Origin of the sequence: Accumulibacter sp., from assembly GCF_016789985.1 — a bacterium.
Classification (GTDB): Bacteria; Pseudomonadota; Gammaproteobacteria; order Burkholderiales; family Rhodocyclaceae; genus Accumulibacter.
In genome coordinates this window covers 1-26,121 of sequence record NZ_JAEUOL010000139.1, presented here as the reverse complement: position 1 = coordinate 26,121, position 26,121 = coordinate 1, and the positions used below count along the sequence as shown (strand labels likewise).

The following is a 26,121-nucleotide window of genomic DNA, read 5'->3' as shown; positions in this document are numbered from 1 at the left end:
GATGGCCACTGACGCCGGGGGCGAGCACGACACACCCTGATCCGCTTGAGCGCCAGTTCCTTGAACTCGATCGTGCAGGCCTGCTTCGCCATCTTCATCTCAGGCCTTCCGGAAGGGACGTCGATTTTAGGTCACCCTGGGCAGACGAAATTTTGCGGAAGGGTCAGAGTGCGTCGGGCGGTTTTTCCGTTCCCCGGCAGCTCAAACCCCGCCCCCTTGCCGCTGCCACCAGACTCACTCCCCCAGCAGTCCACTCACCCGCAGCACCTGCCTGTGCACCGCTTCCTCCAGCAACCTGGGTGTACCCGGCATGACCAGCGTCAGGAAAGCGCGGGCACGGGTGATGCCGGTATAGAGAAGCTCGCGCGTGAGGATCGGGCTCGGCGTTGCCGGCAGGACCAGCGCGGCATGGTCGAATTCCGATCCCTGCGACTTGTGCACGGTCAGGGCATATGCGGTTTCCACCGCTGGCAGGCGGCTCGGCAGGACCCACTTGATTCCCTGACCGGTGTCGCCGGCGGGAAAGGCGACGCGCAGCTTCGCTTCCTCATCCGCCGCATGCGGCAGCTCCAGGGTGATGCCGATATCGCCGTTCATCAGCCCGAGACCGTAATCGTTGCGGGTGACGAGAACCGGGCGGCCCGGATACCAGCCGACGCTCGCCGGAAGCAGGCCGGCGGCACACAAAAAACGGGCAATGCGTTGGTTGAGCCCGGCCACACCCCAGTGCCCACGCCGCAGCGCGCACAGCACCTGGAACTGGCCATGCGCGCGCAGTACCCGGCGCGCCCAGTCGTCGATGGCGTTCTGACCCGCGGCGGAGACGGGCCGGGTCTCGGACAGGGTCGTGAGGTAATGGCGATAGCCGTGGCGCACCGGCTTCGGGTCGGTTTCGGCGAGTGGTGCGGGATCGGCACCCTGCTCTCCCCCCGCGCCATCGACGACCAGCTCAGCAAAGTTCGCCTCGTCACCACCGGCCAGCGGCAGCAGGGCGAGATCGGCATGGGCGTGCCGCCAGACCTTGCTGACCTGCCCCGGGTCGCCGGCGTTCACCGCTTCCGCCAGTTGGCCGATGCCGCTCGTCGCGGCAAAGCGGTGGCTGTGGCGGAGCATGACCACCGCCTGAGAAAGCGTACCGCCTGCCTCATCGACCAGCGTGGCGTCGATGCGCTCGCCAGTAGCCGTCGCCAGCCAGTCGCGAGTCGCCGGAGTGTAGTGGCCGGCGCGTGCGTGCCGACACAGCTCGCCGAGCACGGCGCCGGCCTCCACCGAAGCAAGCTGATCCTTGTCGCCGAGCAGGATCAGTCGCGCCGCAGGCGGCAGGGCGGCGAGCACTGCGGCCATCATTTCCAGATCGACCATCGACGCCTCGTCGATCACCAGCACGTCGAGCGCCAGCGGATTGTCGGCGTGGTGACGAAAATGCCGGGTATCCGGCCGGCTGCCGAGCAGGCGATGCAGGGTGCTCACCGTGACCGGAATCGCGGCGCGCACCGCTTCCGCGTGTTCGAGGCCGGCCAGCGGCAGACGCGCCACCGTGCCGGCAATCGATTCGTTGAGGCGCACCGCCGCCTTGCCGGTCGGCGCCGCCAGTCGGATGCGCAAGGGGCGAGGCGGCCCTCCGGCTGACGGCGCGGCGAGTGCCAGCGCCTGCAGCAAGGCCAGCAGGCGAACGACGGTCGTCGTCTTGCCGGTTCCCGGGCCTCCGGTAAGGATGCTGAAACTGCTGCGCGCCGCCAGTGCACAAGCGATCTTCTGCCAGTCGGTCCCGGCTTCGCCGGCCGGTGCGGGTGAAAACAGCCCGTCGAGGATATGGCGCAGCACGTCCGGCGGCAGCGCGGCCTGCCGCGTCGCGGACATCGCCAGCCGGCGCTCGACGGCGTTGCGCACGTCCTCTTCGTATTGCCAGAAGCGGCGCAGATAGAGGCGTGGACCGACACGCACCAGCGGTGTGTTGCCAGCGCCGGAACCAACCAGCAGCGGATGTTCGAGCGCTGCCTGCCACTGCTCAAGGCTCAATCCGGCCAGTACCTCCGTCGGCAGCGGTGGCGAATCCGCTTCCGCCGCTCCATCCACCACATTCTCGCAGTCGGGTGGCAGCGACAGGGCAGATGCCGGTGCCTTCAGTGTCGCCGCCAGATCGAGGCAGACATGACCGCGCCCGAGCTGGTGGCTGGCCAGCGCTGCGGCAAGGATCAGGAAGGGTGGCGCAGCGGGAACTTCGCGCCAGAGAAAATCGGCGAACGCGGCATCGAGCGCGCGCAGCCACTGATGTTCCGCCCAGTTGACAAGCACCGCCTGCATCGCCTTCCTGGCGTCGAAGGAGTGATGACTCACCGTGTTTCCAGCATGCCGCCGCGTGCAAACAGCGCGTCAAGTTGGTCGAACAGGACGCGCGGCGGACGTTCGACATGCAGACCCTGGCTCGGCGCGTGTGCGCCGCGCAGGAAGACATACACGGCACCGCCGACATGGCGGTCGTAGTCGTAGTTGGGCAGGCGCGCCTTGAGCAGGCGATGCAGCGCGAGCAGATAGAGGACGTACTGCAGCTCGTAACGGGCATGCAGAATTGTGGCGCCCATCGCCGCCGGCGTATACGCGGCATCGTCGGGACCGAGCCAGTTCGACTTGTAGTCGGCGACGTAGTAGCGGCCCTCGTGCTCGAAAACCAGATCCATGAAGCCCTTGAGCATCCCGTTCAGTTCGCCTGGCTGCAGGGCGGGACGCACTGCGCCGGCGAGCGTGTACCGGCAGACGAGCGCATCGATGCTCGTCGTCTTCACCGCATGCGCGGCGAGCCAGAACTCCATCTCGGCCATCGACGATGGCAGGCTGGCCAACACCGGCGAGGTCGTCGGCACACCGGGCAGCGCCGGCAGGCGCAGCGGCGTGCTCAGGAAATGCAGCAGCCATGCCGTCAGCGGCTCGATCCAGCGCTGCCAGGCGCGTGCCTGACAGCGGCGTCCGATCATGTCGCGCAGCAGCGCGGGTTCGCCGGCCACCTGGCCGAAACCCTGCTTGGCCGACCATTCGAGGAGGTCGTGAAGAAAGGTTCCGGCCTCGGCGCCACGAGGAAAATCGTGCAGTGAGCCGACAGCGTGATCCGCCGGTCGAGTCTGGCCCGGCGCCGACTGTGGCCAACCGTCAGCGACGGCAGCGGCGTTCTGCGCCGCCCGCATTTCCCGGAAGACGTCCTCTGCCGGCGTGTCGGCCGGGTTCGCGGAGACCGCGGCTTCATCCTCGCTGACGGTCTTCAGCGCCGAGTAGCTGGCGACCCACCAGTGCTCGCGAACGATGTGCCGCGACCTGCGTGCCGACCCGGCAAGCCGCGCCGCGGCCTGCGGCAGGAAGCGCTCATTGCTGGCGGCCGGCGCCGGGAGCAGGGCGATGTGCGGGCAGTCCTCGCGCCAGGTTTCGAGCGCCTGCGGCAGCGTATCCGGTGCCATCGCCTCGCCGCCGCCCAGCAGATAGCCGAAGGCGCTGCGCTCCAGATCCTTGAGCGGCGCGACGCCGACCCAGGTGGCGTAACGCGCACGGGTGAGCGCGACATAAAGCTTGCGCAGGTCTTCACCGAGGCGTTCGCGGTCCGCCTGCGCGACGATGCCTGCGTCGGCTGCGAGCGCGAGCTGCAGGTCTCCGGCATCGTCATGCCATTGCAGCGGCAGATCCTTCGCATCGGTCACCCGATAGGCACAGGCAAAGGGCAGGAAGACCAGCGGATATTCCAGGCCCTTCGACTTGTGCACGGTGACCACCTGCACCAGATCGGCGTCGCTCTCCAGGCGCAGTTGGCGTGCATCGCCGCCGGTGCTGGCGGGTTCGCGCCGCTGCTCGGAGAGATGGCGAATCAGCGCGTGCTCGCCATCGAGCAGCGTGCTCGCCTGTTGCAACAGTTCCGCGAGGTGCAGCACATTGGTCAGCCTGCGTTCGCCGTCGATCAGTCGGCCGGCGCCATCTTCAACGGCCCCGGCTGGTCCGAGCAACCGTTCCGGCACGCGAAAATCGTTGAGCAGCCGGCGCAGCATCGGCAGAACGCCCTGGCGGCGCCAGCAGTCACGGTAGCCGCGAAACTGCAGGACGCGCGCTTCCCAGGCGACTTCGTCATGGTTGAGTGTGTCGAGTTCCCGCCAGCTCAGGCCCAGAATGGCGGTAGCCAGCGCGCTGCGCAGCAGACGCCCATCGTCGGGATCGGCGCAGGCGGCGAGCCAGTACTGCAGCTCGCCGGATTCGGTGCTCTCGAAGACCGAATCCTTGTCCGAGAGATAGACGCTGCGCACACCGCGCTGCGCCAGCGCCCTGCGGATCGTATCGGCTTCGCTGCGGTTGTTGACCAGCACCGCGATGTCGGCCGGACGCACGCTCTTGATGCCGGTGTCACCAGCGAAGCCGGCCCGCCCCGCCTGGCCGAGATTGAGCAGGCGCACCATCTCGCCGGCAAAGCTGACCGCCATCTGTTGGCGATAGGCGGTTTTGCCCAGGGGTTTGCCGTCCGGGTTCGGCGGCAGGTAGCAGACGGTGAGCGCGGTCACTGACATGCCGTCGGCCCGCAGCGCGTCCGACCGGCCTTGCGCTTCGGTGATGATGAAGGGCACCGGATTGTCCGTTTCGCTGCGGAAGAGGAAGGCGCCGGATCCGCTGGCACGTTCTTCCGCCACCGCGAAACAGTGATTGGTCGCCGAGACCATGGCGCGGGTCGAACGGTAGTTCTTCTTCAGCGCGTAGAGCCGCTCGACGCAGGCGCGGCGGGCCGCCAGGTACGTGTGAATGTCGGCGCCGCGGAAGGCGTAGATCGCCTGTTTCGGATCACCGATGAGGATCAGCGCGCTGTCGGGAGCGTTCTGCGCGACGCGATACACGGCATCGAAGATCCGGTACTGGACCGGGTCGGTGTCCTGGAATTCGTCGATCAGCGCCACCGGAAACTGCCGGCGGATGCTGTCGGCGAGGCGTTCGCCATTGGCCACGCGCAGAGCGGCGTCGAGCCGGGTGAGCAGATTGTCGAAACCCATCTGCGCACGGCGCGCCTGCTCGACGGCAAGGCGCTCTGCCACCCAGCGCGCGGCGTGGCAGAGCAGGTCGTTACGCGCGTCGGGCAAGGCCTGCAGTGCAGCCGAAAGGCCGGCAATCGCGGTCAGTGCGGGGTGCTCCGGAGATGGAGCGGTTTTCCAGATTTCGGCCAGTCCGGCAGGTGTCAGGCGTGTCCAGCCCGTCTGGAGATCGGGCCGAAGCATGCCTGGGTCGTCCCGCCAGGTGCGCAGCGTCTCCAGCCACGGTCTGTAGAAGCGGGCCTGCAGTTTGCGTCCATCCACCTTCTTTCCTGCAACTGCGTTGTCGAGCAGCGCCTGCAACTCGTCCACCCATCTCACCCACGGCGCCTTGAGTTCAGCCAGGCGTTGCTGCCGCTGTCCCCGGCGGCTCCGCAGTGCCTCCGCCGGGGACAGCGGCGACCCGGCAAGCCGATCGGCATGCGCAACGAGATTCCTGATGTGCTCCTGCAAGGCGTCCGGGTCCGACCACCATTGCCGGACCTCGGCAACTGCCGCGTTGTCGAGCGACGCCAGGAAGCTGCGCCAGTAGTCGCGAACGACTTCGGCGAGCAACTCGCGCTGATCGGTTTCCAGCGTCTGGGTGAACAGGCTGTCGCTGTCGAAAGCGTGTTCGCGCAGCATGCGGTGGCACCAGGCGTGGAGGGTCGAGACGGCCGCCTCGTCCATCGCTTCGGCGGCGAGTTGCAGCTTGCGGGCGCAGGCTGACCACTGTTCCGGCGGGTACTCCTGGCGCAGTTCGCGCAGCAGATCGTCGGCTGCGGCAGCGCTATCGTCCTCGCTGGCGTTGTCGGCAGACTCGACCCGGAAACAGGCGGCCGCTTGCGACAGGCGGTTGCGAATGCGGTCGCGCAGCTCCTGCGTCGCCGCCTCGGTGAAGGTGACGACAAGGATTTCGCGTGGCGTGAGGGAGCGCACATAAGCGTTTTCCGCGCCATGACCCAGCACCAGGCGGACGTACAGCGCGGCAATCGTGAAGGTCTTGCCGGTGCCGGCGCTGGCCTCGATCAGCCGGCTGCCATGCAGCGGGAAACGCAGCGGATCGAGCGTCTCGACGGTCGTGCCGGGCGCGGTTGGCAGCGCGCGGTCGGTCATACCGACGCTCCGGCGGTCATCGCGGCCCGGCTGCCCTGGCTGGCGAGGATCGCCTCAAACAGCGGGCGCAGGAGCGTCTCGGCCAGTGCGTGAAACTCACCGTTGGCCAGCAGCGCCGCGAAATCCGGATAGGCGCGCTTCAGATAGGCATCGGTGTCGACTTCGCCCCGATACTCGTAAGCGCTTTCGTACTCCTTGTGCGCCGCATCGTCGCCGCCCTTCAGGTAGGCGAACGCCGTTCTCGCCGCCAGCGGCAGTGGCCGCCGCATTCCCTGCTGCCAGGTCAGCAGGAGTTCGCTCAGATGGCAGCGGGCCTGCTCGGTCGTCAGCGGCTGCAGGGTGACATTACCGACCTTGCCGACGATCTCGCTGGTCAGCGGCCCGCCGGCGAGGTGCAGGGCCAGATGTTCGACCCAGTGGCGGATGACCTTGTCGCCGCGATAGTGATTGTTTTTGACCAGATCGCTCGTTTCGATAACGATCCGGCCACGCCGGCCAGCGTCATCGCGGCGCACACCGCCCAGCCAGTCGGCGATCGCCAGTTCCTGCCCTGCGCTGCTGGCCTGGAAGCGGATCTCCTCCTCGCCGTCGACGCGCAGCGGCCAGCGTGCGAGGGCACGCTGATAGCGCGCGAGGAGATCGTCCATCGGTGCCAGAAGATCGTCGGCCAGAGCATCGCCAAAGGCACCGCCAGGCAGGTCGCCACGCCGCCGGATGCAGGCGAGGCGGGCATCGCGCGCGGCGACGATGTCGCCCTCCTGGTCGAGCGCCGTGACCTGCGCCCGGATCAGTTCGTCCTGCACCTGCCAGCGGCCCAGGCCGTCGAGATCGAACGGTTCCTGATCCTCGCTCACCGGATCATCGTGCTCGAAGGATACACCGAGGCGCTGGCGAAAGAAGGCCTTGACCGGCTGCCCGAGGAAGTCGCCGAGTTCGCGCAGGGACAGCGGCTCGTCGCGCTGCCGCGGCGGCAAGGAACTGTCCGCCCCTGACGCCGCGCCACCATCCGCACCGGTTTCCATACCCGCCTTGGCGACCGGCCGCCACTCGCGCGCGTAGGTGAACCGTCCTGCTTGCTCCGGGAATGGCGGGAAGTAGTCGGGGCTGAACGGTTGCAGCCGGTGCTCGACGGTGAGCGCCGCGAGCAGCGCCTCGCCCCCTTTGCCGGCCGGCCCGGCATGACCGGCCAGTGTCCAGCCCGCCGCCAGGTGATCGCGCAACTGCCCGACCAGGACCGACGGCGGCCGCACGCTGTTGTCGTTGATGCTGCGGCCGACCCACGAGATGTGCAGGCACTGGCGCGCCGAGAGCAGTGCTTCGAGGAACAGATAGCGATCGTCCTCGCGGCGCGAGCGGTCTCCCGGCCGGTAGTCCACTGCCATGAGGTCGAAGTCCATCGGCGTCCGCGTGCGCGGGTAGTTGCCGTCATTCATGCCGAGCAGGCAGACGTGCCGGAAAGGGATGGCGCGCATCGGCATCAGGGTGGCGAAAGTGATGACGCCGCCGAAGAAGCGCTGCGACAGTCCGCCCTCGTCGAAACCGGCGAGCCAGGACTCACCGACCACCGACAGAGGCAGATCCTCGGTCAGCGCCACCTCGTCGCAGGCGTCCTGCCAGCGCTGCAGGCCGCTGTCGAGTTGCAACAGGGTGAAAGCGTCGCCGCTGTCTTCGGCGGCGAAGAAGTCGGCCAGCAAGGTGCGCAGGCGCGCGCACCAGACGTCGACGGTCGCCGGTTGGCGCAACACTCGCCAAGTGGCATCGATGCGGTCGAACAAGCGCACCAGCGGTCCGAGCAGCGCGGCATCGATGCCGCCGATTTCGCCGTAAGGCTCGATCCCCTGCCAGGCTGCGGCATGGGCGCCGACGGCGTAACCGAGCAGCATCCGCCGCAGGCCGAACAGCCAGGTGTTCGGGGCCGCCGCGTCGGATTGCGGCGGCAGGTCGAGGCTGGCACGCTGCTCGGCGTGCAGCCCCCAGCGAATGTTGGCGCCACGGATCCAGCGCTGCAGTTGCGGCAGGTCGTCCTCGTCGATGCCGAAGCGCTGGCGCAGCGCCGGCACTTCGAGCAAATCGAGCAGATCGCTGACCGCCAGGCGCGACTGTGGCAGGTCGAGCAGTTTTTCGAGTGCCTGCAGCAGCGGATCGACATGGCGCCGGCCCTGGTCCACGACGCTGAACGGCAGGTAGCGCGCATCGCTCGCTTCGAGCAGCCCGAACACCGCCTGAACGTGCGGTGCGTAGCGGTCGATGTCGGGCACCATGACGATGATGTCGCGCGGACGCAGCGTCGCATCGGCGTTGCAGGCGGCGAGCAGTTGGTCGTGGAGAATCTCGACTTCGCGCTGCGGGCTGTGGGCGACATGGAAGCGGATCGAGGCGTCACGGGCCGGATCGACGGCTGGCCAGAGCGTGCGCGTCTCGGCCAGCGGGCGCAATTCGAGGATGTCGTCCTGCAGTTGCTGGAGCACGGTAGCGCCGCCGAAGGGCTTGAACAGTTCGATGCGCTGCCCGATGGCAGCGAAATGCGGCAGGTAGCCGGCACGCGCCGATTCGTCGTCGTGTTCGTCGAGCAGGCCGATGAAATCGCGCCCCTGTTTGCCCCAGGCGGCGAGCAGCGGCTGCGCGTGCAGATGCAGCCGTTCGTCGGTGATGAACTCCGGCACACCCCGGCGCCGCGATTGGCGGGTAAGCCCGCTGCTGCGCAGCAGGTCGCGGTCGGCGACGATGTCGGCCCAGTAGTACTGGCAAGGATTGTGTACGCACATCAGCACCTGGGTCCAGCGTCCGAGCACCGCAAGCACTTCAAGAGACTGCCGCGGCAAGCTCGAAATGCCGAATACCATCACGCGGCGCGGCAAACCCGCGGGGCGTTCGCCCTCCGGCCAGCGCGCGGCGCAACGCAGAAAGGCCGCGAGCACGGCGGCCCGCCCGGCATTCGTTGCCGCCGCGTGCTCACCCGACCCGCCGGTCCGTGCCCGCGCGTCTGCCAGCAAGGCGCGCCAGAGCGCCGCCTGCCAGCGATGCCTGTCAGCCAGCGGTGTTTCTCCTCCCCGGGCGTCGATCAATATGTCCTTGCCCGCCTCCCAGGCCGCCAGCCAGTCCGCGCGATACACCTGATACTGATCGAAGAGGCCGGCAAGACGCTCGGCAATCTGAAAGCGCTTGCGTCGATCGCTGTCCTTGTCGAGAAAACCGAGCAGTGGCGCGTACTCCGGTTGGTTGATCACTTCCGGCAGCAGCCGCATCAAACGCCACACCAGGCGCGATTCGTCGAACGGTGAATTCTCCGGTACCGCCTGTCGCCCGAGCAGCGCGCGATAAACCTGCCACACGAAGCGCGACGGCAGCGAGATTTCGAGCGCCGCGGCGATCCCGCATCCTCCCTGTTCCTCGCCCGCATCGGCGGCGAGCGCCAGCTTGAGCCACTGCGCAATGCCGTTGCTCTGCACCAGAATGACCTCGTTCTCGAGCGGCGCCAGCGGATAGCGCTTCATCCAGGCAACCACGAGATCGCGCAGCATCTCGGCCTGATTGCCATGGACGAGGATCAGACCGGGTTGAAGAACGGGCGAGGACAGGAGCTACTCCAGGCAGCAGGAAGCGGTGAGCAAGGCGCCAACGATAACCCAGAAGTGGACATCCCGCCATTCTGGCGAGGACCCGGTCAAGCGGATACAGCAGGCCTCGGCCGACACCCGCAGACACCCTCATCAGGACTCTCCAGCACCGATCGCGAGTCGTCAGGCAGTAAAACCACGCACCGGCAAGCGGGCCTGTTCAACGCGTCACCCGTCGCCTGAAGATCCAGACATGGTCGTTCGAAGGTCCCTCGTCATAAGCATAGCCATCGACGGCGAACTCCTTGAGGCCTGCCGCGCCCACCAGGCGATTGACGATCGCGAAGCGTGCCATCAGCCCACGGGCGCGCTTGGCGTAGAAGCTGACCACCCGGAACCTGCCGCCACTCCAGTCCTCGAACACCGGCTGGACGACCGGCACGCACAACTGTTTCGGCCATACGGCCTTGAAGTATTCCTCGGAGGCGAGGTTGATCAGCACCGCCGCTCCGGCCTCGCGCAGCGACCCGTTGAGCGCCTCGGTGATCCGCCCGCCCCAGAAGGCATACAGGTCCCGACCGCGCGGATTGAGCAAGCGCGTCCCCATCTCCAGCCGATACGGCTGCATCAGGTCGAGCGGCCGCAGCAGCCCGTAGAGACCGGAAAGGATGCGCAGATGGATCTGTGCGAAGGACAGGTCTGCCGGCGACAGCGCAGAGGCGCCGAGTCCGTCATAGACGTCGCCGTTGAAGGCCAGGACCGCCTGTTTGGCATTCTGCGGCGTGAACGGCCGCACCCACTCCGCATAACGCGTGGCGTTGAGCACCGCCAGTTGATCGCTGATCTTCATCAGGCTGCCGATCTGCGCCGGTGAGAGCTGGCGCAAAACGTCGATCAACAGTTGCGACTGCTCCAGAAAGAGTGGCTGAGCGTGTTCGGCGAGGGTCGGAGGCGTCCGGTAATCGAGGCTCTTGGCGGGCGAGAGGACGAGGATCATCTACTGGCTCCAGAAGCGGGGCCATTCCTGCCTGCCCCGATAGTTTGCTAATATCCGTCGATTGTAATCGACGCTGTCCATCGGGCGCCGCTCGTGGCTCGACTTCTTCGTCACCGCACCGCCCATCGCACGGCCTCGCTCCACCAGCAAGAATCTGAATCAATGGAAGCCCTCCTCCGCCGCTTCGCCACTCCGGGCACCGACCTGAGCTCCCTGTTCGCCGAGTTGGTCGATCAGATGCGGCCCGCCGATCCCACCGATTTCGAGTCCGCGCGGCGCAATCTGCAGGCCCTGTGCTATGTCCTGAGCACCGATGCAGAGCTGCGCTCCGGCTTGCGCGAAGCCCTTACGACGCTGTTGCGCACCTACCGCCACACCGAGCTGTATACCGCAACCGGAATCCTGCCCAACACCAGTTTTGGCGCCGAGGGCTTGCGCCGGATCGGCCACAAGCTGCTGCCCGAGGTGCTGGACCCCGGCCTGTTGCGCAGCGTGCTGCGCATCGCCTTCGACCAGCCGAGCGACCGGCGCTGGGTGATCGGCGTCGGAGAGCAGGCGTGGGTGCAACTGATCGAGGCCATGCGCTACGAGGAAGGTCAACCCAGCGAACGCCTGCCGCCATCGTTGATGGAGTTATTGCACTCCCTGCGCGTTCTCTCGTACTGGATCGCTGCCTGCGGCATGGAGCCGGAACTGCTGCGGCTCGAACCCTCACTCGAAACGCACGAATCGCCCTTCGTTGCACAAAACCGGGAGCTGGGCGACTACCTCGAGGCCTTTCCAGAGCACTGGGGCAAACCGCTTGCCGCGGAGGTGGACGACCGTCAACTGCGTGTGCTCTTCAGTCAGTGCCAGGAGGTCATCGAACGCGTCCGCCGCAACGCATCGAGGAACGGCACCAGCATCCGCCTGACCTATCACTTGCAACGCCTGCGACAATTGTTGCGCCGTTGCGGGCAACTGCTCGACATCCTCGCCACACTGCAGAGTGATCCGCGCGGTCCGGCTGCCTACCCGGCGATCGCCTCGCTATTCACGCAACTCGTGCGCGACGAATGCCTGCGCAACAACCTGCGCCGCCATTGGCGCCAGAACACCGAGCTGATTGCCTTGCGGGTGACCGATAACGCGAGCCACCATGGCGAGCACTACATCACCGAAACGCGTGACGAATACTGGCAGATGGCGCGCTCGGCGATGATCGGTGGCATCGTCATCGCCTTCATGGCGTGCTTCAAGATCCTGCTCGCCAAAGGCCACATGCCACCGCTCACCGGCGCCCTCGCCTTCTGTCTCAACTACGGGTTGGGCTTCTGTCTGATCCACATCCTGCACGGCACCGTCGCCACCAAGCAACCGGCGATGACCGCCAACGCCATCGCCGCGAGCATCAGCGAAGCCGGCGGCGAACTGCGCGACGTCGAGGGGCTGACCGGTCTGATCGCCCGCACCTGTCGCAGCCAGATCGTCGCCATCCTGGGCAACGTCTGCATTGCCATCCCGCTCGCCGGGCTGCTTGCCTTCAGCATCTTCGCGCTGAGCGGCGACCCCTTCACGAGCCAAGAGAAGTCACTCCACCTGCTCGAGGAGCAGAGCCTGGTGCACAGCGGTGCCGTCTTCTACGCCGCCATCGCCGGCGTCTGCCTGTTCGTTTCCGGGCTGATCAGCGGCTATTACGACAACTATGCGGCCTACAACCGAATCCCCGAGCGCATCCTGCAACTCGGCTGGCCACGACGGCTGTTCGGCGAGGCTCGCATGCGGCAGGTCGCCACCTACATCGGCGACAACCTGGGCGCGCTCGCCGGCAACCTGCTGTTCGGCTTCCTGCTCGGTGGCACGACGCTGTTCGGACTGCTGGTCGGTTTACCGATCGACATCCGACACGTCGCGTTCTCCTCGGCTTTCGTCGGCATCGCCTTCGTCGGTCTCGACTTCGCCCCGCAACCCTGGCTTTTCCTCTGGGCAGCACTGGGTGTCGCGGCGATCGGCTGCATCAACCTCGCGGTCAGTTTTGCGCTGGCACTGAACGTCGCGCTGCGCGCCCGCCAGGTTTCGGAGTCGGCCTGGAAAAACCTGACGCGCGCCGTGCTGACTCATCTCCTTCGCCAGCCGAGGGACTTTTTTCTGCCCCCGCGACGATCTGGCTCGGCCGTCAGTCCCGGCCAACTGCCGAGCGGGGGTGACTCTGGCGCGATGCGTTCGCCTTGACCGGCACACGGGTTTTTCCTATGCTGCGTTCAATGTGCCGGAATCGGCTGATACGTCTGGCAAAACTCTCACACAGCGAAATCCATCCACTCCCATTGCAAAGGAATCACCATGACTGAAGTCAAAACCACCACCAAGAAGGCACCGGCCACCAAGAAGGCTGCGACAGGCGGGACGGCCGCTGCGGAGGCGCCCGTCAAGGAGCCCACACCCGCAGTGAAAAAGACGGCGACTGCCAGTGCGGAACGAAAGACCCCGGCGAAGAAGGCTGCAACACCAGCCGCCAGCGCAAACCCCGAGCCGGCTCCGGCACCGCTCCCCACTCCCACCGCGGCGCCGGAGACAGACAGTGCCGCGGTTGCCAAGCCGAGTGCCGAGGAGCGTTATCGCATGATCGAATCGGCGGCCTATTTCATCGCCGAAAAGGATGGCTTCCAGGGATGCGCCACCCACTACTGGAGCGTCGCCGAACAAGAAATTGCGCTCCGGCTCGGCGAGGTCGAAGCATGATTTCGCCGCACCCGGCCCCGGCAACGCGTGCCGGGAATGCCGGGGAAACCGCATGCGCAAACGATTGATCAGCGAGCGCGCAGCGACTGCCTCGCCGCTGCCAGCAGACTGGCTGAATCTGGAAGAACTGGCGGAGGTGGAGATCAGCTCGGAGGACGCCGCCCATCCGATCGAAGCGGCCCTGCTGAGCGGCAGCGGCTGGCGGGCAGCGCAGCCCGGACGACAGACCATTCGTCTACTTTTTACGCGGCCGCAGCGTGTGCGGCGGATATTTCTTGCCTTCGTCGAACCTGCGGTGCAACGTACGCAGGAATATCTGCTGCGCTGGTCCGGCGATGGCGGGAAGTCGTTCCGCGAGATCGTCCGCCAGCAATGGAACTTCAGCCCGCAAGGAGCCAGCTCGCAGACCGAGCAGCACGAGGTCGATCTCTCCGGGGTGGGCGTGCTCGAGCTGATCATCACGCCGGATATCGGCAACCGCCAGGCCTTCGCTTCTCTCGCTCGGTTACGCCTCGCCTGAAGCCGGGGCATGGCCAGTCGCCAGAGCCACGGCCAAGCGTGGGCTATCATTAATCCGAATGGGTCTGCACTTCAGGCCGGCCAGCGGTAACCATCAGCCTAGCTGCGCAGCCCCTGACCCCGCTCGGGAGAGCGCGCCGGATCGCCTGATCAGCGGGCAACGCGCCCCCTCGATACGAGCCGGGCCGATCCGTTCTTTCAGTTCTGCTTGCTCTTCCTGGGTGCACGGTGAGGCCTCCTGCCAGCCGAGCGTGCGCATGCCCGGATAAAGAAAGGTGATTGACTGCTGCGTCAGGGGCGCCTATATTCTGTGAAAGCGCCGTTATATCATTTCCGTGAATCAGCAGACGTGACCGGTGTCCGGACGGAAACGACAAAGAAACAGCCAAGCGACACGGTTGGCGGTTGTCCTTCCGGTTGGCCTCCTGGCTGATCGACGTGAAACAAACGCAGCGATGACGCGGAAGGACGAGCCGGGGGTAGTCGCGGATCGTACCGAACCGAAAGCCTGACCAGACGAGGTGACGCAATGCCCAACTTCAGACTGGACTTCGAACCAACGCAGTGCGCTGCTCCACCACGGGGCTTCGCTCACCGGCAACCGGCCGCTGAACCCGGTCAGGCCGCAGTGAGTCCGACCTCAAGTCCGACCTCAAGTGCAACGATCACCCCGCCGTCGATTCGACCCGGCATTGCCATGTGCGGCCCCTGAGCGGACGCTGCACACCCAGAACCCATCATCCACTTCAGCGAGGGACACACCATGGCCAGTTACCTGCATCCCGGCGTCTATATCGAGGAACTACCGAGTGGTTCGCGGCCAATCGAGGGAGTCGGCACCTCGACCGCCTGCTTCATCGGCTACGTCACCCGCGGAGCAGTCGGCGAGCCGACGCTGATCAGCAGCTTCGACGACTACCAGCGCAGCTTCGGCGGCCTGCGGGAGGACACCGGGAGCAACCGTGGCGACGACATGGGGCATGCGGTGAGCGCCTTCTTCCTCAACGGCGGCGGCAAAGCCTACATCGTGCGCGCGATCGCTGGCGGTAGCGCCACGCCATCGTCCGGTACCGTACGCGATGTCGCCGATACGGCCGATCTGCTGGAGATCGAAGCAGCCAACCCCGGAGCCTGGGCCAATGGCCTGGTCGTTCGCTTCGTCCCGCGCACCCTCGGCGCCACGACCCGCTTCACCGTTTCGGTCGGCACCCTCGACGGCTCGAGCTTCGTGGCACAGGAGAGTTTCTCCGACCTGGTACCCGAACCCGGCGCCCCGACCGATATGATTGCGGTCGTCAATGCCAGTTCCACGCTGATCCGCCTGACCCTGCCGGCCGGCGGTGCCGCGGCCCTGCGCAACCGCCTGGAGACCCCGCTGCCGGAAGCCTCGCCACCCGCCTCGCCACCGGTACCGACGCCACCGCTCTCGGTCACCCTGGGCAGCGGCAGCGACGGCAATCGGCCGCTGCTCGCCGATTACCAGGCGATCCTGACACCACTGCTTAAGGTACGCGACATCAGCATCATGCTGCTGCCCGGCATCTTCTGGGGAACCGTCGCCAACCAGGCGATCATCAACGCGGCAGTCGCCCATTGCGAAACCATCCGCAACCGCATGCTGCTGGTGGATCCCGAACCGGGTAACGAACTCAGCAACGAGACCGAAGTGAACTCGCTCGACCTGCCGACCTCGACCTACGCCGTGACCTATTATCCGTGGGTGCGCATCGCCAATCCTTTCTACAACCCGGATGCCAACCCGGCCGCAGCACGCACCCTGCTGGCCTCGCCGGCAGCGATGGCGGCCGGCCTGTGGGCGAAGACCGACGGCCGGCGCGGTGTGTGGAAAGCGCCCGCCGGAATAGAGTTTCCGCTGCTCGGTGCCGCTTCGCTCGAGTTCGTGGTCGAAGATCCGGAGCAGGACTTCCTCAATCCAGCCGGCGTCAACGCCATCCGTCGGCTGCCCGGCTTCGGACCCGTCGTCTGGGGCACCCGCACACGTTCGACACGGGCCAACCCGGAATGGCGCTACGTGCCGGTCCGCCGGACAGCGATCTTCATCGAAGAGAGCATCTACAACGGCATTCAATGGGCAGTGTTCGAACCCAACGACCATCGCCTGTGGGCCTCGCTGCGCACCAACATCGAAAGCTTCATGAACGGACTGTTCCGGGTCGGCGCCTTCCAGGGCGAGAAATCGAGCGATGCCTACTTCGTCCGCTGCGGTCTTGGACAGACGATGACGCAGGGCGACATCGACCGCGGCCAGGTGATTGTCCTCGTCGGCTTCGCGCCGCTGAAGCCGGCCGAATTCGTGATTGTCCGCATCCAGCAGAAGGTCGCCCAGGAGTAACACGGCACACAGGCTTTCCGTAGGGCGGGTCGCCACCCGCCACGCCGGCCTCGACCGGCTACAGCTAAGGAGATACGCAGATGGCTGCCCCAATGTTTCCGGTAAACACGCATCGCCACGATCCCTATCGCACTTTCAAGTTCCAGATCCTGGTCGATGGCCGGCCAGTCGCCGGCCTGAAGAAAATGAGCGCTCTCAAGCGCAAGACCGAGCCGGTCAAGTGGCGCGCCGCAGGCGACCCGAGTACCGAGCGGATACTGCCCGGTGGTACCAGCTACGAACCGATCACGCTTGAGCAGGGTCTGTCACACGACCCGATATTCGAAAACTGGGCCAACCTGGTGAATAACATCGGCGGCGATGCGGCGATGTCGCTGAAGAACTTCCGCAAGGACATCATCATCAACGTGCTCAATCTGCAGGGCCAGGTGGCGATTTCCTACAAGGTATTCCGCGCCTGGGTCTCCGAATACCAGGCGCTGCCCGACTTCGATGCCGGCACCATGAACGCCGTCGGCATCCAGAGCATCGTGCTGCAACATGAGGGATGGCAGCGCGATGCGGCGGTCGCGGAGCCCGCCGAGACCTGAGGCCATATTGACCGTGGCTGCCATGCTACGCCAGCTTCCCGGCGGACTACCGGGTGACCAGGGCAGACGCCGCAGCTATGCCTTCCGGCGTGCCGACGGTGCCCTCGAAATGGCCCTCGCCGATGCCGTGAACGAGGCGGGCGACACGCCTGATGCGGTTTCGCGCGCCTTGCTCGCCAGCCTCGCCGAACTGGCAGGCGAAAGACCCGGCCGCGCCGCGGTGGATGCTTTGTGCGTCGCCGACCGGCAGTTCCTGATGCGCGCGCTCGCCGCCCACCTCGGCCACCAAGGGGGCTGGTTCGATGCAACCTGCATGCATTGCGCAAGCCCCTTCGACTTCCGCCTCGACCCGACCGGGTTACCGGTGAAAGAGGCCGGTGACGCCTTCCCGCTGGCCCGCCTGGTGCTCGACGACAAGCCGCTCACCCTGCGCGTCCCCTGCGGCGCAGACCAGATCCGGGTCTTGCGCGAACCCGTCGAGCAACGCCGTGAAGCCCTGCTGCGCGGCCTTGAAGTGCCCGACCCCGAATCCGGCAGTGCTCTCCCCGACCAGTTGACCCAGGAGCACATCGCGCACTGCGAGGCAGCCCTTGAAGCACAAGCGCCCGAAATCACCCGTGAGGTGGCCGCCTGCTGCCCGGAATGCGGCCAGGTCAACAGCGTCGGGATCGACCCCTACGCCGTGCTGGCGCACAACCCCGCCGGTCTGCTGGCCGAGGTGCACCGGCTGGCTTGGCATTATCACTGGAGCGAGGCCGACATCCTCGCCCTGCCGCGCGGTCGGCGCAAGAATTATCTGGCGCTGATCGACGCGGCCCGCGGCATGACCGGCTAGGACGGGCCATCATGGGCATCCTCGACGACACACTTTCCGACGCCAGCCGGCCATTGGCGCAACTGACACTGCGCCGCTCGCCAGCCAGCGACTCCGAATTCGGCCCTGAGCCTGCCGACGAAACCGGCGATGCGCTCACGGTCTACAGACTCCAGAAGGATGGCGGATCGATTTCGCCAGTGGCACCACCCGCCCCACGGGCGACGGATGCAGGCGCCCCCGGGGCAAGCCCACTCCGCGCCCCGGTTGGGTATTTTTACGACGCTTCGCTCCAGTCTTTTATCTCGATTGATGGCCTGGAAACAGGTAAAGAACCGGCACGCACGTGGAACTCTGACGCTACGGATAGGCAAGAGCGATTGGCTTCTCCAGACTTCTCTCATCGGTTGTCTTACGGTGTGTTGACTGGGTCCTCAATCTCCTCGAACCAAGTTCCCTCCCCGTTTGACGACCCTGGCAAACTTGTTCAACGGATTGACAGCTCTGATGGAATGCGACGGACAACGGGGCGCGGTGCCCCTTCTGGAGAACTCTTGACGACCGTCGCCACATCTGTGACGCCGATCTCCACCGATGTCACACCGGTGCGCGAATCGCACGGAACACCACCGGCCGCCAGCAGCCAGGCAGGCAAGACCGGCAGTGCGCTGGCTGCCGCCGACCGCGCGCCTGCGCTAGCGCCGGACACCCGGTTCGTGTCACGCGGCGAGAAGCGCCCGGAAGCCCAAGCAGAATCCAGGGTACTGCCTGCCGCAACACCGGCAGCAGCCAGTGCCGGCAGCCGGTGGGCGGATTCGGTACCCGGCATACCAGCAGGCCAAAGCCGCATCGAAACCGAGGACCAGCACACCGCACTGCACAGCACCGCAGCCGCTCCGGCAGCGCGACTGTCGATCGGCCGCATCGAGGTGACGGTGATCACACCGCCGCAACCGGTGGCTCGACCCACCGCGGCACCGAACGACGCTTTTCTCAGCAAGCACTATCTGCGGCGCTTGTGATGCGGCCAGCGATCCCCTTCCACCCCGCAGACGTGCCCGCCTCCGGCCGGCCACCCTTCGGCATGGGTCGATCTTGCCCCCCGGTTCGGGAGAACTGAGCCATGGCGGTCGGTCTCTCCTCGCTGGCACAGGTCTGCCGCAGCGTCGCCCAGCAGCTCTCGGCGGGAATCAATGCGGCTGACCGTTCGCGCATCGACGTGCTGCTGGGTACCCCGGCGGCGGCGGCGCCGACCGAGACCGACAACAACCATCGACTGAACCTCTTCTTCTTCCGTTTCGAACCGTCTGGCTTCGACGGTGACCTCCTGCCCGGTGAGAACTGGCTGCTGCGCATGCATTGCCTGGCGACCCCCTTCTGTGTCGATGAGAATCCCATCCCGGCCGGCGAGAACGACCTGCGGGTAATCGGAGAGGTGCTGCGCCACTTCCATGAGAACCCGCTGTTCGACCTGCCCGTGGACGGCGAAACCTTTCGCGTCCAGGTGATCTTCCTGACCCTCGGACTGGACCAGCTCAACCAGCTCTGGGCGACGCAGGGCGATACCGTCTATCGCCCCTCGGCCCTATTCGAAGTGAGCCTCGCGCCGGTGATTCCACGCCTTGCGATGCTGCCGGCACCCCTGGCCGGGGCGGTCGGCCTGGGGGTGCGCGCCACGCTGAGCGCCAGCGCTGCGGGGATCGGCGCCAGACCACCGGAACTGCCACCGCTGCTGCCCGATACCCGGCGCGAGGACTGGACGCCGGCTCTCTGTCTGGTCGATGGAACGAGCTGTGTACAGTCACTCTCGTTCGCCGTCGGCAGCCCGCAACTCGCCGTCTTCACCCCGCGTGCCTGGGTCGCCGGCGCAGTGGGAACTTCGGTCAGCCTGTGCTGGGAAACCTGGGAAGCGACCAGCGGCTGGCTGCCGCAGACACCGTCAGCCCCCTTTGCCGTCGTCGACCCGCTGATCGACCCCGACGCCGTCGCCAACGCCAGCCTGCAGACGACGGTGCTGCCCTTCTCCGATCGCGCCGGCCAGATGGTGCTCTATGCCGAGCGTAGCTTCCTTCGTTTCGACGGTGTCGCGTTGACCCTGCGCAGCAACCCGGTCCTCGTCACCCTGTTCGAGGTCGCGCCGTGAACGCCCCGCATCCCGACCTGTCGGCGCTGATCCAGCTCACCCCGGAGTGGGAGCGGCTGCAACTGCTGGCCTATTGTGTCTCGCTCAACCGCAACGGTGGCGAGGTCGGCGACACCGACCTGGTGCGCTTGCGCGAACTGCAGGCGGCGGTTGACGCGCTTCGCTCGCCGGGCGGCATCTGGGAGCAGGTACTTGGCGAACGCCTTACCCCGGTCGAGTACGACGTGCTGGTCGCGGTCGCCGGGCCGGAATTCGAACCGCGGCTCGGATGGGCCTACCAGAATCTGCAGGGCGGGCAGAAGGATCCTTGGCCGAGCCGAGCCCTGCTGCACGAACTGTTTGCCCTCGAGCCACACCAGGGCGAGAGCCTGCGGTCAGCGCTGGCACCCTCGGGCATCCTGCGCCGGGCACGCCTGGTGGCCATTGCCCGCGACGAGGCCTGGCAGCCGCTGCAACCCGAAAGCGGTCTGATCGCGCGTATCGCCGGGCGGCGCTGGCAGCCACCCGCGCCGCCCGGCTCCGAACCGGTAATCGGCGCCGCGACCTGGGATGATCTGGTGTTGCCCGCCGACCGCCGGCGCATGCTGCGCGAGTTCATGCTGTGGATAGAACATCGCCACACCGTCGAAGGCGACTGGGGCGCATCTTGGGCGGGTGGACCGGTCGCCCTGTTCGCCGGCCCGTCCGGCACCGGCAAGACGCTCGCCGCGCGGGTAATCGCCAGCGTCATGGACTGGCCACTCTTCCGCATCGACCTGGGCCGCCTGGTTTCCAAGTATGTCGGCGAGACCGAGGAGAATCTCAACCGTCTGTTCGATGCCGCACACGATCAGCCGATGGTGCTGCAGTTCGACGAAGCCGACGCGCTGTTCGCCAAACGCGGCGAGATCAAGGAAGCGCGCGACCGTTACGCGAACATGGAGGTGAGCCATCTGCTCAGCCGTATCGAGAGCCATCGCGGCCCGGTGATCCTCACCACCAATCTGCGCCGCAATCTCGACGCCGCCTTCACCCGCCGCCTGCAGATGGTGGTCGAGTTTCCGCGCCCCGACGTCGAAGCCCGCGCCACCCTGTGGACCCGCCTGCTGCCACCACGCGCACCACTTGCCGAGGGGGTCGATGTCGCCGAACTGGCCAGTGCCGTTGCCCTCACCGGTGGTCAGATTCGCAACGCCGCGCTGCACGCCGCCTACCTGGCCGCCGGAGCCGGCGTCCCGATCGGACCCTCCGAACTGGCGTTGGGCATCTGGCGCGAAATCAACAAGGACGGGCGCGAGTGCGTGTGCAGCGAACTCGGCCCGTTGGCCGTCCATCTGCCACAGGAGTGTATCGATGGCTGACAACCTGCGCTCGGCCACGCCGCCACCGGCAGTCCCGGTGCTCAGTGTTGACACGCTGGCCCTGACCCTGCCGGCCGGCTTCGAGCGCCGTGCGGCGCGTATCGGGCGGCTGACCGCCGAAGCCCTCGCCGCCTCGCCGCCGACGGCGCGCAGCGCCGGGATTGCGCAACTGCGTCTGACGCCGCAGGTGGTACAAGCTCACTGGAGCGACCGGCGGATTGCTGTTCAATTGGCGCAGGCGATTCGCCAGCGCATCGACGGAGGCCTGTGATGCTCAACGCGTTGAAGGGGTTTCTGCTCGAATACGCGGTTGCGGTGCCGCCGCTGGTACTGTCCTTCGAATTCAACCCGCAGCAGATCACGCGTAACCGGTCGGTGACCATCACCTTGGGCAGCACGCCGGCCACCCGCGGCGGCTTCGACTTCTTCCTGCCCACCGAAACGCCACGCGTCTCGCAGGGCGTGTCGCTCGAACCCGAGAGCTTCGACGTCGAAATCCTGCTCGACGCCACCGATCGCATGAACGACGGCGACCCGGTCGCTCGCTCGCTCGGTATCGAACCCGAACTGGCAACCCTGCGCAGCATGGTCGAACCCAAGACACAGGGCCCCGGCGGCGTACAGATGCTGGCCAGCCTCGGCATGGGGGGCAGCCGTGCCTTCCAGCGCAACGAGTCGGCATCGGTTCTGCTCTTCGTCTGGGGCACCCATGTTTTGCCCGTTTTCCTGAAAACCGTCGGCGTCACCGAAAGCGCTCATCTGCCCAGCCTCATTCCCTACCGCGCAACGGTCAAACTGAGCTTGCAGGTGATCGAAGGCAGCAACCCGTTCTACCTGATGGAAAAAGTGCGCCAGACCGCCTTCGCCGCCCTGCACACCGGACAGGCGGCGGCCGCCGCGATCGGAGGGCTGCTCTGATGTTTACCAAGCGTTCGCGCTACCTTGGCACCCGCCGCTTCGAGCCCCACGAAGACGGCAGCTTGCCCTTCAAGGGCGTGCGTGCGCGGGTCATCGGCCCGGCCACCCCGGTACTCGAGCATGTGCTGCAACCGGGAGAGCGCCTTGATGCGCTGGGCGTGCACTACTTCAACGACCCCTATCTCTGGCATCGCATCCTGGATGCCAACCCGGATCTACTGTGCGCTGCCCAGCTCGAAATCGTCGGCGCGCCGTCACTGCCGCGCCTCCGGCCGGGCGCCGACGAACCGCCGGCGCCCACCAGCGGCAGCCTTGCCGACTACGGCGAGATCCTGCTCATCCCGCGGGCCAAGGAGGGGGGCGCATGATCACCGACCTGCTGGCCGGGTTCTCGCGCGAGCCGGCCGAGTGCCTCGTCAAGATCAACGACACGCCGATCGAGCAACTCTATCCGCTGCTCGCCGAGGTGACGGTCGAAACCGGCCGCAATGCGCCAGACACCGCCACCCTGACCTTCGAGACCCGGCGAGACGAACGCGGTGAATGGCTGGTTCAGGACGCCACCGGTCTGTTCGACAGCACGCCACTGATCCGCGAATGGAACCGCATCAGCATCGTCGCCGCCTTCGGCAGCCGCGAGGAGGAGGTACTGCGCGGCTTCATCCGGCAAATCCGTGCCGAGTACCCGGAGGATGCCGGCAACGCCAAACTGGTGGTCGAATGTCAGGACGAATCACTGCAGCTCGACCGATCACACCGCCGCCGTTCCTGGGGCAGCGAGCAACTGCCGGCTTCCGACCTGCAGATCGTCAGCGAGACGCTGGGCAGCTATTCCGGTCTCGCCCCCGATCCGATGAACGCCCCGGGTCAGACGCGCATCGTCGGGCTCAACCAGGATGGTACAGACATTGCCCTGCTGCAGGCGCGCGCAGAGGAAAACGGCTACGAGCTGTATTTCCGCCGCGGCATGGTGTACTTCGGGCCACCGCGCGTCGGCCTGCCGCTACCGCAGCCGACGCTGGCGGTCTACGCCGGCAAGGCCGGCAATTGCATCTCGATCAACGTCACCGCCGACGCGCATCAGCCGGATGCCGTTGCCTTCGATCTCGCGGCCGCCAGTGGCGAGGGATCGAGCGAGGTCATCGTCGAACCCGACCTGCCGGTGCTCGGCAGCGAGCGCGCCGGCAATCCCGAAGCCGGCCTGCCGCCCTTCGTCTGGCGCATGAGCGGCGATGCCGGCACCGCTGAAGCAGCGCTGCGCGCTAAGGCGCTGCACAAGGCCAACGAGGCCGACCTGCACAAGATCCAGGCCGAAGGTGAGCTCGACGGAACGTTATATGGCCATGTCCTGCTGGCCGGACTGCCGGTCGGTGTGGACGGCGTCGGCAGCCGGCTTTCCGGACTCTATTACGTCGATGGCGTCACCCACACCTTCAACACCACCGGCTACCGCCAGCGTTTCCGCCTGTTGCGCAACGCCTGGGGCGACAATCTCGACAGTCTGCCGGGTGGCGGGCCGCTGGCTACGGTGATGGGCGGCATCGACCTCTCCTTCGGCATCGGGCTGGGGCCATGAGCGATACCGAACGCGCCCTCGTCCAGACGCTGCGCAGCCAGCGCACGTTCGGCAAATACCGTGGCTTCGTGGTCGACAACGCCGATCCCGACCGACGTGGCCGCGTCAAGCTACAGGTGCCGGCGCTGCTCGGCGACCAGGCGACCGACTGGGCACTGCCCTGTGTCCCCTATGGCGGCCTGGCCGACCAGGGCTGGTTCTGTGTGCCCGAGGTCGGGGCACAGGTATGGGTCGAGTTCGAGGGCGGCGATCTGACCTTCCCGATCTGGACCGGCACCTTCTGGCAGGCAGCGGGCGACCCGCCGGCAGAAGCCACGGCGCAACCACAGTCACACGTCTTCAAGACGGCCGGCGGCCACTACCTGTCCTTCGAGGACAGCTCGGGCGCGGAGCAGGTGCATCTGGAGCATGCCGGTGGCGCCACGCTGGATATCGACGCGCAGGGAACGGTGGCGCTGACCGACCAGAACGGCGCCCACCTGACGCTCGACGCCGCCGCCGGCGAGCTGCTCATCGAGGATGCCAACGGCAACAGCCTGAAGATGTCGGCCAGCGGCGTGACGGTGGAGGACGCGAGCGGCAACAAGATCGAGATGGCCGCCTCGGGCACCACCGTCAAGGCGATGAAGATCGTCGTCGACGGCCAACAGGTGCTGCTCGGCGGCGAAGGCGGTGAACCGGTGATCAAGGGCCAGAGTTTCCTCACCCTGTTCGCCACCCATGTACACACCTGCACCGCGCCGGGCAGTCCGACCTCGCCGCCGATTCCGCAGGGTGAGATGTCCAGCCTTTCGTTCAAGGTGAAAACCGCATGAGCCGCCGACTCGCCGACCCGCCTTACCTGGCGTTTCCCCTGCGCATCACCCGACCGGCCGATGCACCGGCCACCGATCTGCGCGATTGGCCGCGCCTGGCCAGCCGGGCGCAGCACATCCGCGGCCAGATCGAACAAATCTTGTTCACCGTGCCGGGCGAACGGGTCTTCCGACCCGAGTTTGGCGCCGGCTTGCGCACCCTGCTCTTCGAGCCCAATGCCTCGCCCCTCTGGCAGGTCACGCAGCGGCGTCTGGCGGCGGCGCTCGGCGAGGCGCTGACCGGCGAGGTCGATCCGCGTTCGCTGGAGATCGAGGTCAGCGGCGCCGATGCACAACTGGTCGTGCGCATTGCCTACACACTGGCGGCGATCGGCCGGCGTGAAGAACTGTTCCTGAGCGGAGGAAGCAGCTGATGGCTCTCAACCCCACGGTTCGTCTCGACTATGCCGGCGGTTGCCCGGACTGCGGGCGGCGGCGGGTCGAACTGCCCCAGATCCTGCCCGCGGTTGGCGACGATTTCGACTGGGACCTGCGCGATTACGACGGTTTCCGGCTGTTCATGCTCGAAGCGCTCGCCGCACGCTTCCCCGAGCGCCGGCGGTGGACACCGGCCGACGTCGAGGTGGCGCTGGCCGAGGCGCTGGCTGCCCAGCTCGACAAGCTTTCCGACATGCAGGATCGCGTGGCGGCCGAGTTCACGCTGGAAACCGCGCGCCGTCCCGAAACGGTGCGTCGCCTCCTCCTGCTGATCGGTTACGACGCCCTGCGCTTGGCACAGGACCTCGGCGCACCGCCCTTCGATCGCCCACCGGCAGTCGGCGACACTCGCAGCGCCAGCGAACGCCTCGAACAATACTGGCTCGATCATCCGGAACGCATGGAACTGGCGCGCCTCGCCGGGCCACGCGCCATCCGCAATCAGCAGCGCATGGTGACACTCGAAGATTTCGTACTGCGCCTCTCCGAGCATCCACTGGTTGAACGCGCACATGCCTGGGAATCCTGGGGCGGCTCCTGGCAGTTGATCCGCGTCGCGGTGATCCCGGCGCTGCGCCGTGACCTCGACGCAACCGGACTCTGGCCACAGACACTGGCCGACCTCACCACCCGCTTCCACGCCGAGCGCGGCCTGCCGCTGCCGCGCCTGGTCGATGGCCCCAGCCTGCGCGCCATCCTGCTGCCCTGCATCGAAGCCTACCGCATGGCCGGTCAGGCGGTCGAACTCGGATGGGCAGTCGAGGTCGGGGTGCTGCTCGCCCTGTCCATCCAGGTGGCCGACAACCATTACCAGAGCGAGGTGCGGGACGCCGTGTCGCAGGCCCTGGGCACCGGACCGGGCGGCTTCTTTGCGCCGGGCCGGCTGCGCTTTGGCGAAGATCTGTGGGCCAGCGACATCGTCCAGACGTTGCTCGCCCTGGGCGGCGTGACCAACGTCTGCCTCAATCGCTTCAAGCGGCTCGGTGACCGCTTCCCCGATCAGGCGAGCAGCGGCCGCATCGCGCTCGACGGCCTGGAGGTCGCGGTCTGCGACAACCTCCCCAACAACCCGGCGCGTGGCTATTTCCGGCTGGCGCTGCACGGCGGACTGCGAGGCTGACATGGCACGCGACCTGACCCGCTGGAACCGTGCCGGCCTCG

At 66.7% G+C, this 26,121-nt stretch carries 20 protein-coding genes; 16 read left to right on the top strand and 4 right to left on the bottom strand.

Annotated features, from left to right (window positions below):
• Positions 1 to 234 precede the first annotated feature (234 nt).
• The 4 genes from recD to yaaA form a co-directional block, all read right to left on the bottom strand.
• Positions 235 to 2,304, bottom strand: coding sequence for an exodeoxyribonuclease V subunit alpha (gene recD, locus JNK99_RS07920; RefSeq protein WP_291851071.1), 2,070 nt, complete (start codon positions 2,302 to 2,304; stop codon positions 235 to 237).
• 29 nt (positions 2,305 to 2,333) lie between these two features.
• The gene (gene recB / locus JNK99_RS07915; protein ID WP_291851066.1) at positions 2,334 to 6,140 is read right to left on the bottom strand and encodes an exodeoxyribonuclease V subunit beta; all 3,807 of its coding nucleotides are present in this window, start codon (positions 6,138 to 6,140) and stop codon (positions 2,334 to 2,336) included.
• Positions 6,137 to 9,661 (bottom strand): exodeoxyribonuclease V subunit gamma, encoded by a 3,525-nt coding sequence (recC, locus tag JNK99_RS07910; RefSeq protein WP_291851063.1) that lies wholly within the window; start codon positions 9,659 to 9,661, stop codon positions 6,137 to 6,139. The genes recB and recC overlap by 4 nt, the downstream gene beginning before the upstream one ends.
• A gap of 256 nt (positions 9,662 to 9,917) precedes the next feature.
• Positions 9,918 to 10,694 (bottom strand): peroxide stress protein YaaA, encoded by a 777-nt coding sequence (gene yaaA, locus JNK99_RS07905; protein WP_291851061.1) that lies wholly within the window; start codon positions 10,692 to 10,694, stop codon positions 9,918 to 9,920.
• 162 nt (positions 10,695 to 10,856) lie between these two features.
• Between yaaA and JNK99_RS07900 the strand changes: the two genes are divergently transcribed.
• The 16 genes from JNK99_RS07900 to JNK99_RS07825 all read left to right on the top strand — a co-directional run bounded on the left by JNK99_RS07900 (position 10,857) and on the right by JNK99_RS07825 (position 26,080).
• Complete coding sequence (locus tag JNK99_RS07900; protein ID WP_291851057.1) at positions 10,857 to 12,905, top strand: site-specific recombinase; 2,049 nt, start codon at positions 10,857 to 10,859, stop codon at positions 12,903 to 12,905.
• A 111-nt stretch (positions 12,906 to 13,016) separates the two neighbouring features.
• The gene (locus JNK99_RS07895) at positions 13,017 to 13,415 is read left to right on the top strand and encodes a DUF2934 domain-containing protein (protein ID WP_291851054.1); all 399 of its coding nucleotides are present in this window, start codon (positions 13,017 to 13,019) and stop codon (positions 13,413 to 13,415) included.
• 52 nt (positions 13,416 to 13,467) lie between these two features.
• Entirely contained in the window at positions 13,468 to 13,935 is a 468-nt protein-coding gene (locus JNK99_RS07890; protein WP_291851051.1) for a carbohydrate-binding protein, read from the top strand.
• Between the two features lie 762 nt (positions 13,936 to 14,697).
• The gene (locus JNK99_RS07885) at positions 14,698 to 16,287 is read left to right on the top strand and encodes a phage tail sheath C-terminal domain-containing protein (RefSeq protein ID WP_291851048.1); all 1,590 of its coding nucleotides are present in this window, start codon (positions 14,698 to 14,700) and stop codon (positions 16,285 to 16,287) included.
• 80 nt (positions 16,288 to 16,367) lie between these two features.
• Positions 16,368 to 16,877 (top strand): phage tail protein, encoded by a 510-nt coding sequence (locus tag JNK99_RS07880; protein WP_291851045.1) that lies wholly within the window; start codon positions 16,368 to 16,370, stop codon positions 16,875 to 16,877.
• Between the two features lie 22 nt (positions 16,878 to 16,899).
• Positions 16,900 to 17,712, top strand: a complete 813-nt coding sequence (locus tag JNK99_RS07875) for a hypothetical protein (protein ID WP_291851069.1) — start codon at positions 16,900 to 16,902, stop codon at positions 17,710 to 17,712.
• 11 nt (positions 17,713 to 17,723) lie between these two features.
• On the top strand, positions 17,724 to 18,713 hold the full coding sequence (locus JNK99_RS07870; RefSeq protein WP_291851042.1) for a hypothetical protein: 990 nt from the start codon (positions 17,724 to 17,726) through the stop codon (positions 18,711 to 18,713).
• A 101-nt stretch (positions 18,714 to 18,814) separates the two neighbouring features.
• Entirely contained in the window at positions 18,815 to 19,834 is a 1,020-nt protein-coding gene (locus tag JNK99_RS07865) for a Pvc16 family protein (protein WP_291851040.1), read from the top strand.
• The gene (locus JNK99_RS07860; protein ID WP_291851037.1) at positions 19,831 to 21,174 is read left to right on the top strand and encodes an ATP-binding protein; all 1,344 of its coding nucleotides are present in this window, start codon (positions 19,831 to 19,833) and stop codon (positions 21,172 to 21,174) included. The genes JNK99_RS07865 and JNK99_RS07860 overlap by 4 nt, the downstream gene beginning before the upstream one ends.
• The gene (locus JNK99_RS07855; protein WP_291851035.1) at positions 21,167 to 21,445 is read left to right on the top strand and encodes a hypothetical protein; all 279 of its coding nucleotides are present in this window, start codon (positions 21,167 to 21,169) and stop codon (positions 21,443 to 21,445) included. The genes JNK99_RS07860 and JNK99_RS07855 overlap by 8 nt, the downstream gene beginning before the upstream one ends.
• The gene (locus tag JNK99_RS07850) at positions 21,445 to 22,092 is read left to right on the top strand and encodes a hypothetical protein (RefSeq protein WP_291851031.1); all 648 of its coding nucleotides are present in this window, start codon (positions 21,445 to 21,447) and stop codon (positions 22,090 to 22,092) included. The genes JNK99_RS07855 and JNK99_RS07850 overlap by 1 nt, the downstream gene beginning before the upstream one ends.
• Positions 22,092 to 22,460 (top strand): hypothetical protein, encoded by a 369-nt coding sequence (locus tag JNK99_RS07845; RefSeq protein ID WP_291851028.1) that lies wholly within the window; start codon positions 22,092 to 22,094, stop codon positions 22,458 to 22,460. The genes JNK99_RS07850 and JNK99_RS07845 overlap by 1 nt, the downstream gene beginning before the upstream one ends.
• Positions 22,457 to 23,668 (top strand): hypothetical protein, encoded by a 1,212-nt coding sequence (locus JNK99_RS07840; protein WP_291851025.1) that lies wholly within the window; start codon positions 22,457 to 22,459, stop codon positions 23,666 to 23,668. Before JNK99_RS07845 ends, JNK99_RS07840 begins: the two co-directional genes overlap by 4 nt.
• A complete protein-coding gene (locus JNK99_RS07835; RefSeq protein WP_291851022.1) occupies positions 23,665 to 24,483 on the top strand; it encodes a phage baseplate assembly protein V in 819 nt (272 codons plus the stop codon). Before JNK99_RS07840 ends, JNK99_RS07835 begins: the two co-directional genes overlap by 4 nt.
• On the top strand, positions 24,480 to 24,896 hold the full coding sequence (locus tag JNK99_RS07830; RefSeq protein WP_291851018.1) for a GPW/gp25 family protein: 417 nt from the start codon (positions 24,480 to 24,482) through the stop codon (positions 24,894 to 24,896). Before JNK99_RS07835 ends, JNK99_RS07830 begins: the two co-directional genes overlap by 4 nt.
• The gene (locus JNK99_RS07825) at positions 24,896 to 26,080 is read left to right on the top strand and encodes a hypothetical protein (protein ID WP_291851015.1); all 1,185 of its coding nucleotides are present in this window, start codon (positions 24,896 to 24,898) and stop codon (positions 26,078 to 26,080) included. Before JNK99_RS07830 ends, JNK99_RS07825 begins: the two co-directional genes overlap by 1 nt.
• The last annotated feature ends 41 nt before the right edge of the window (positions 26,081 to 26,121 follow it).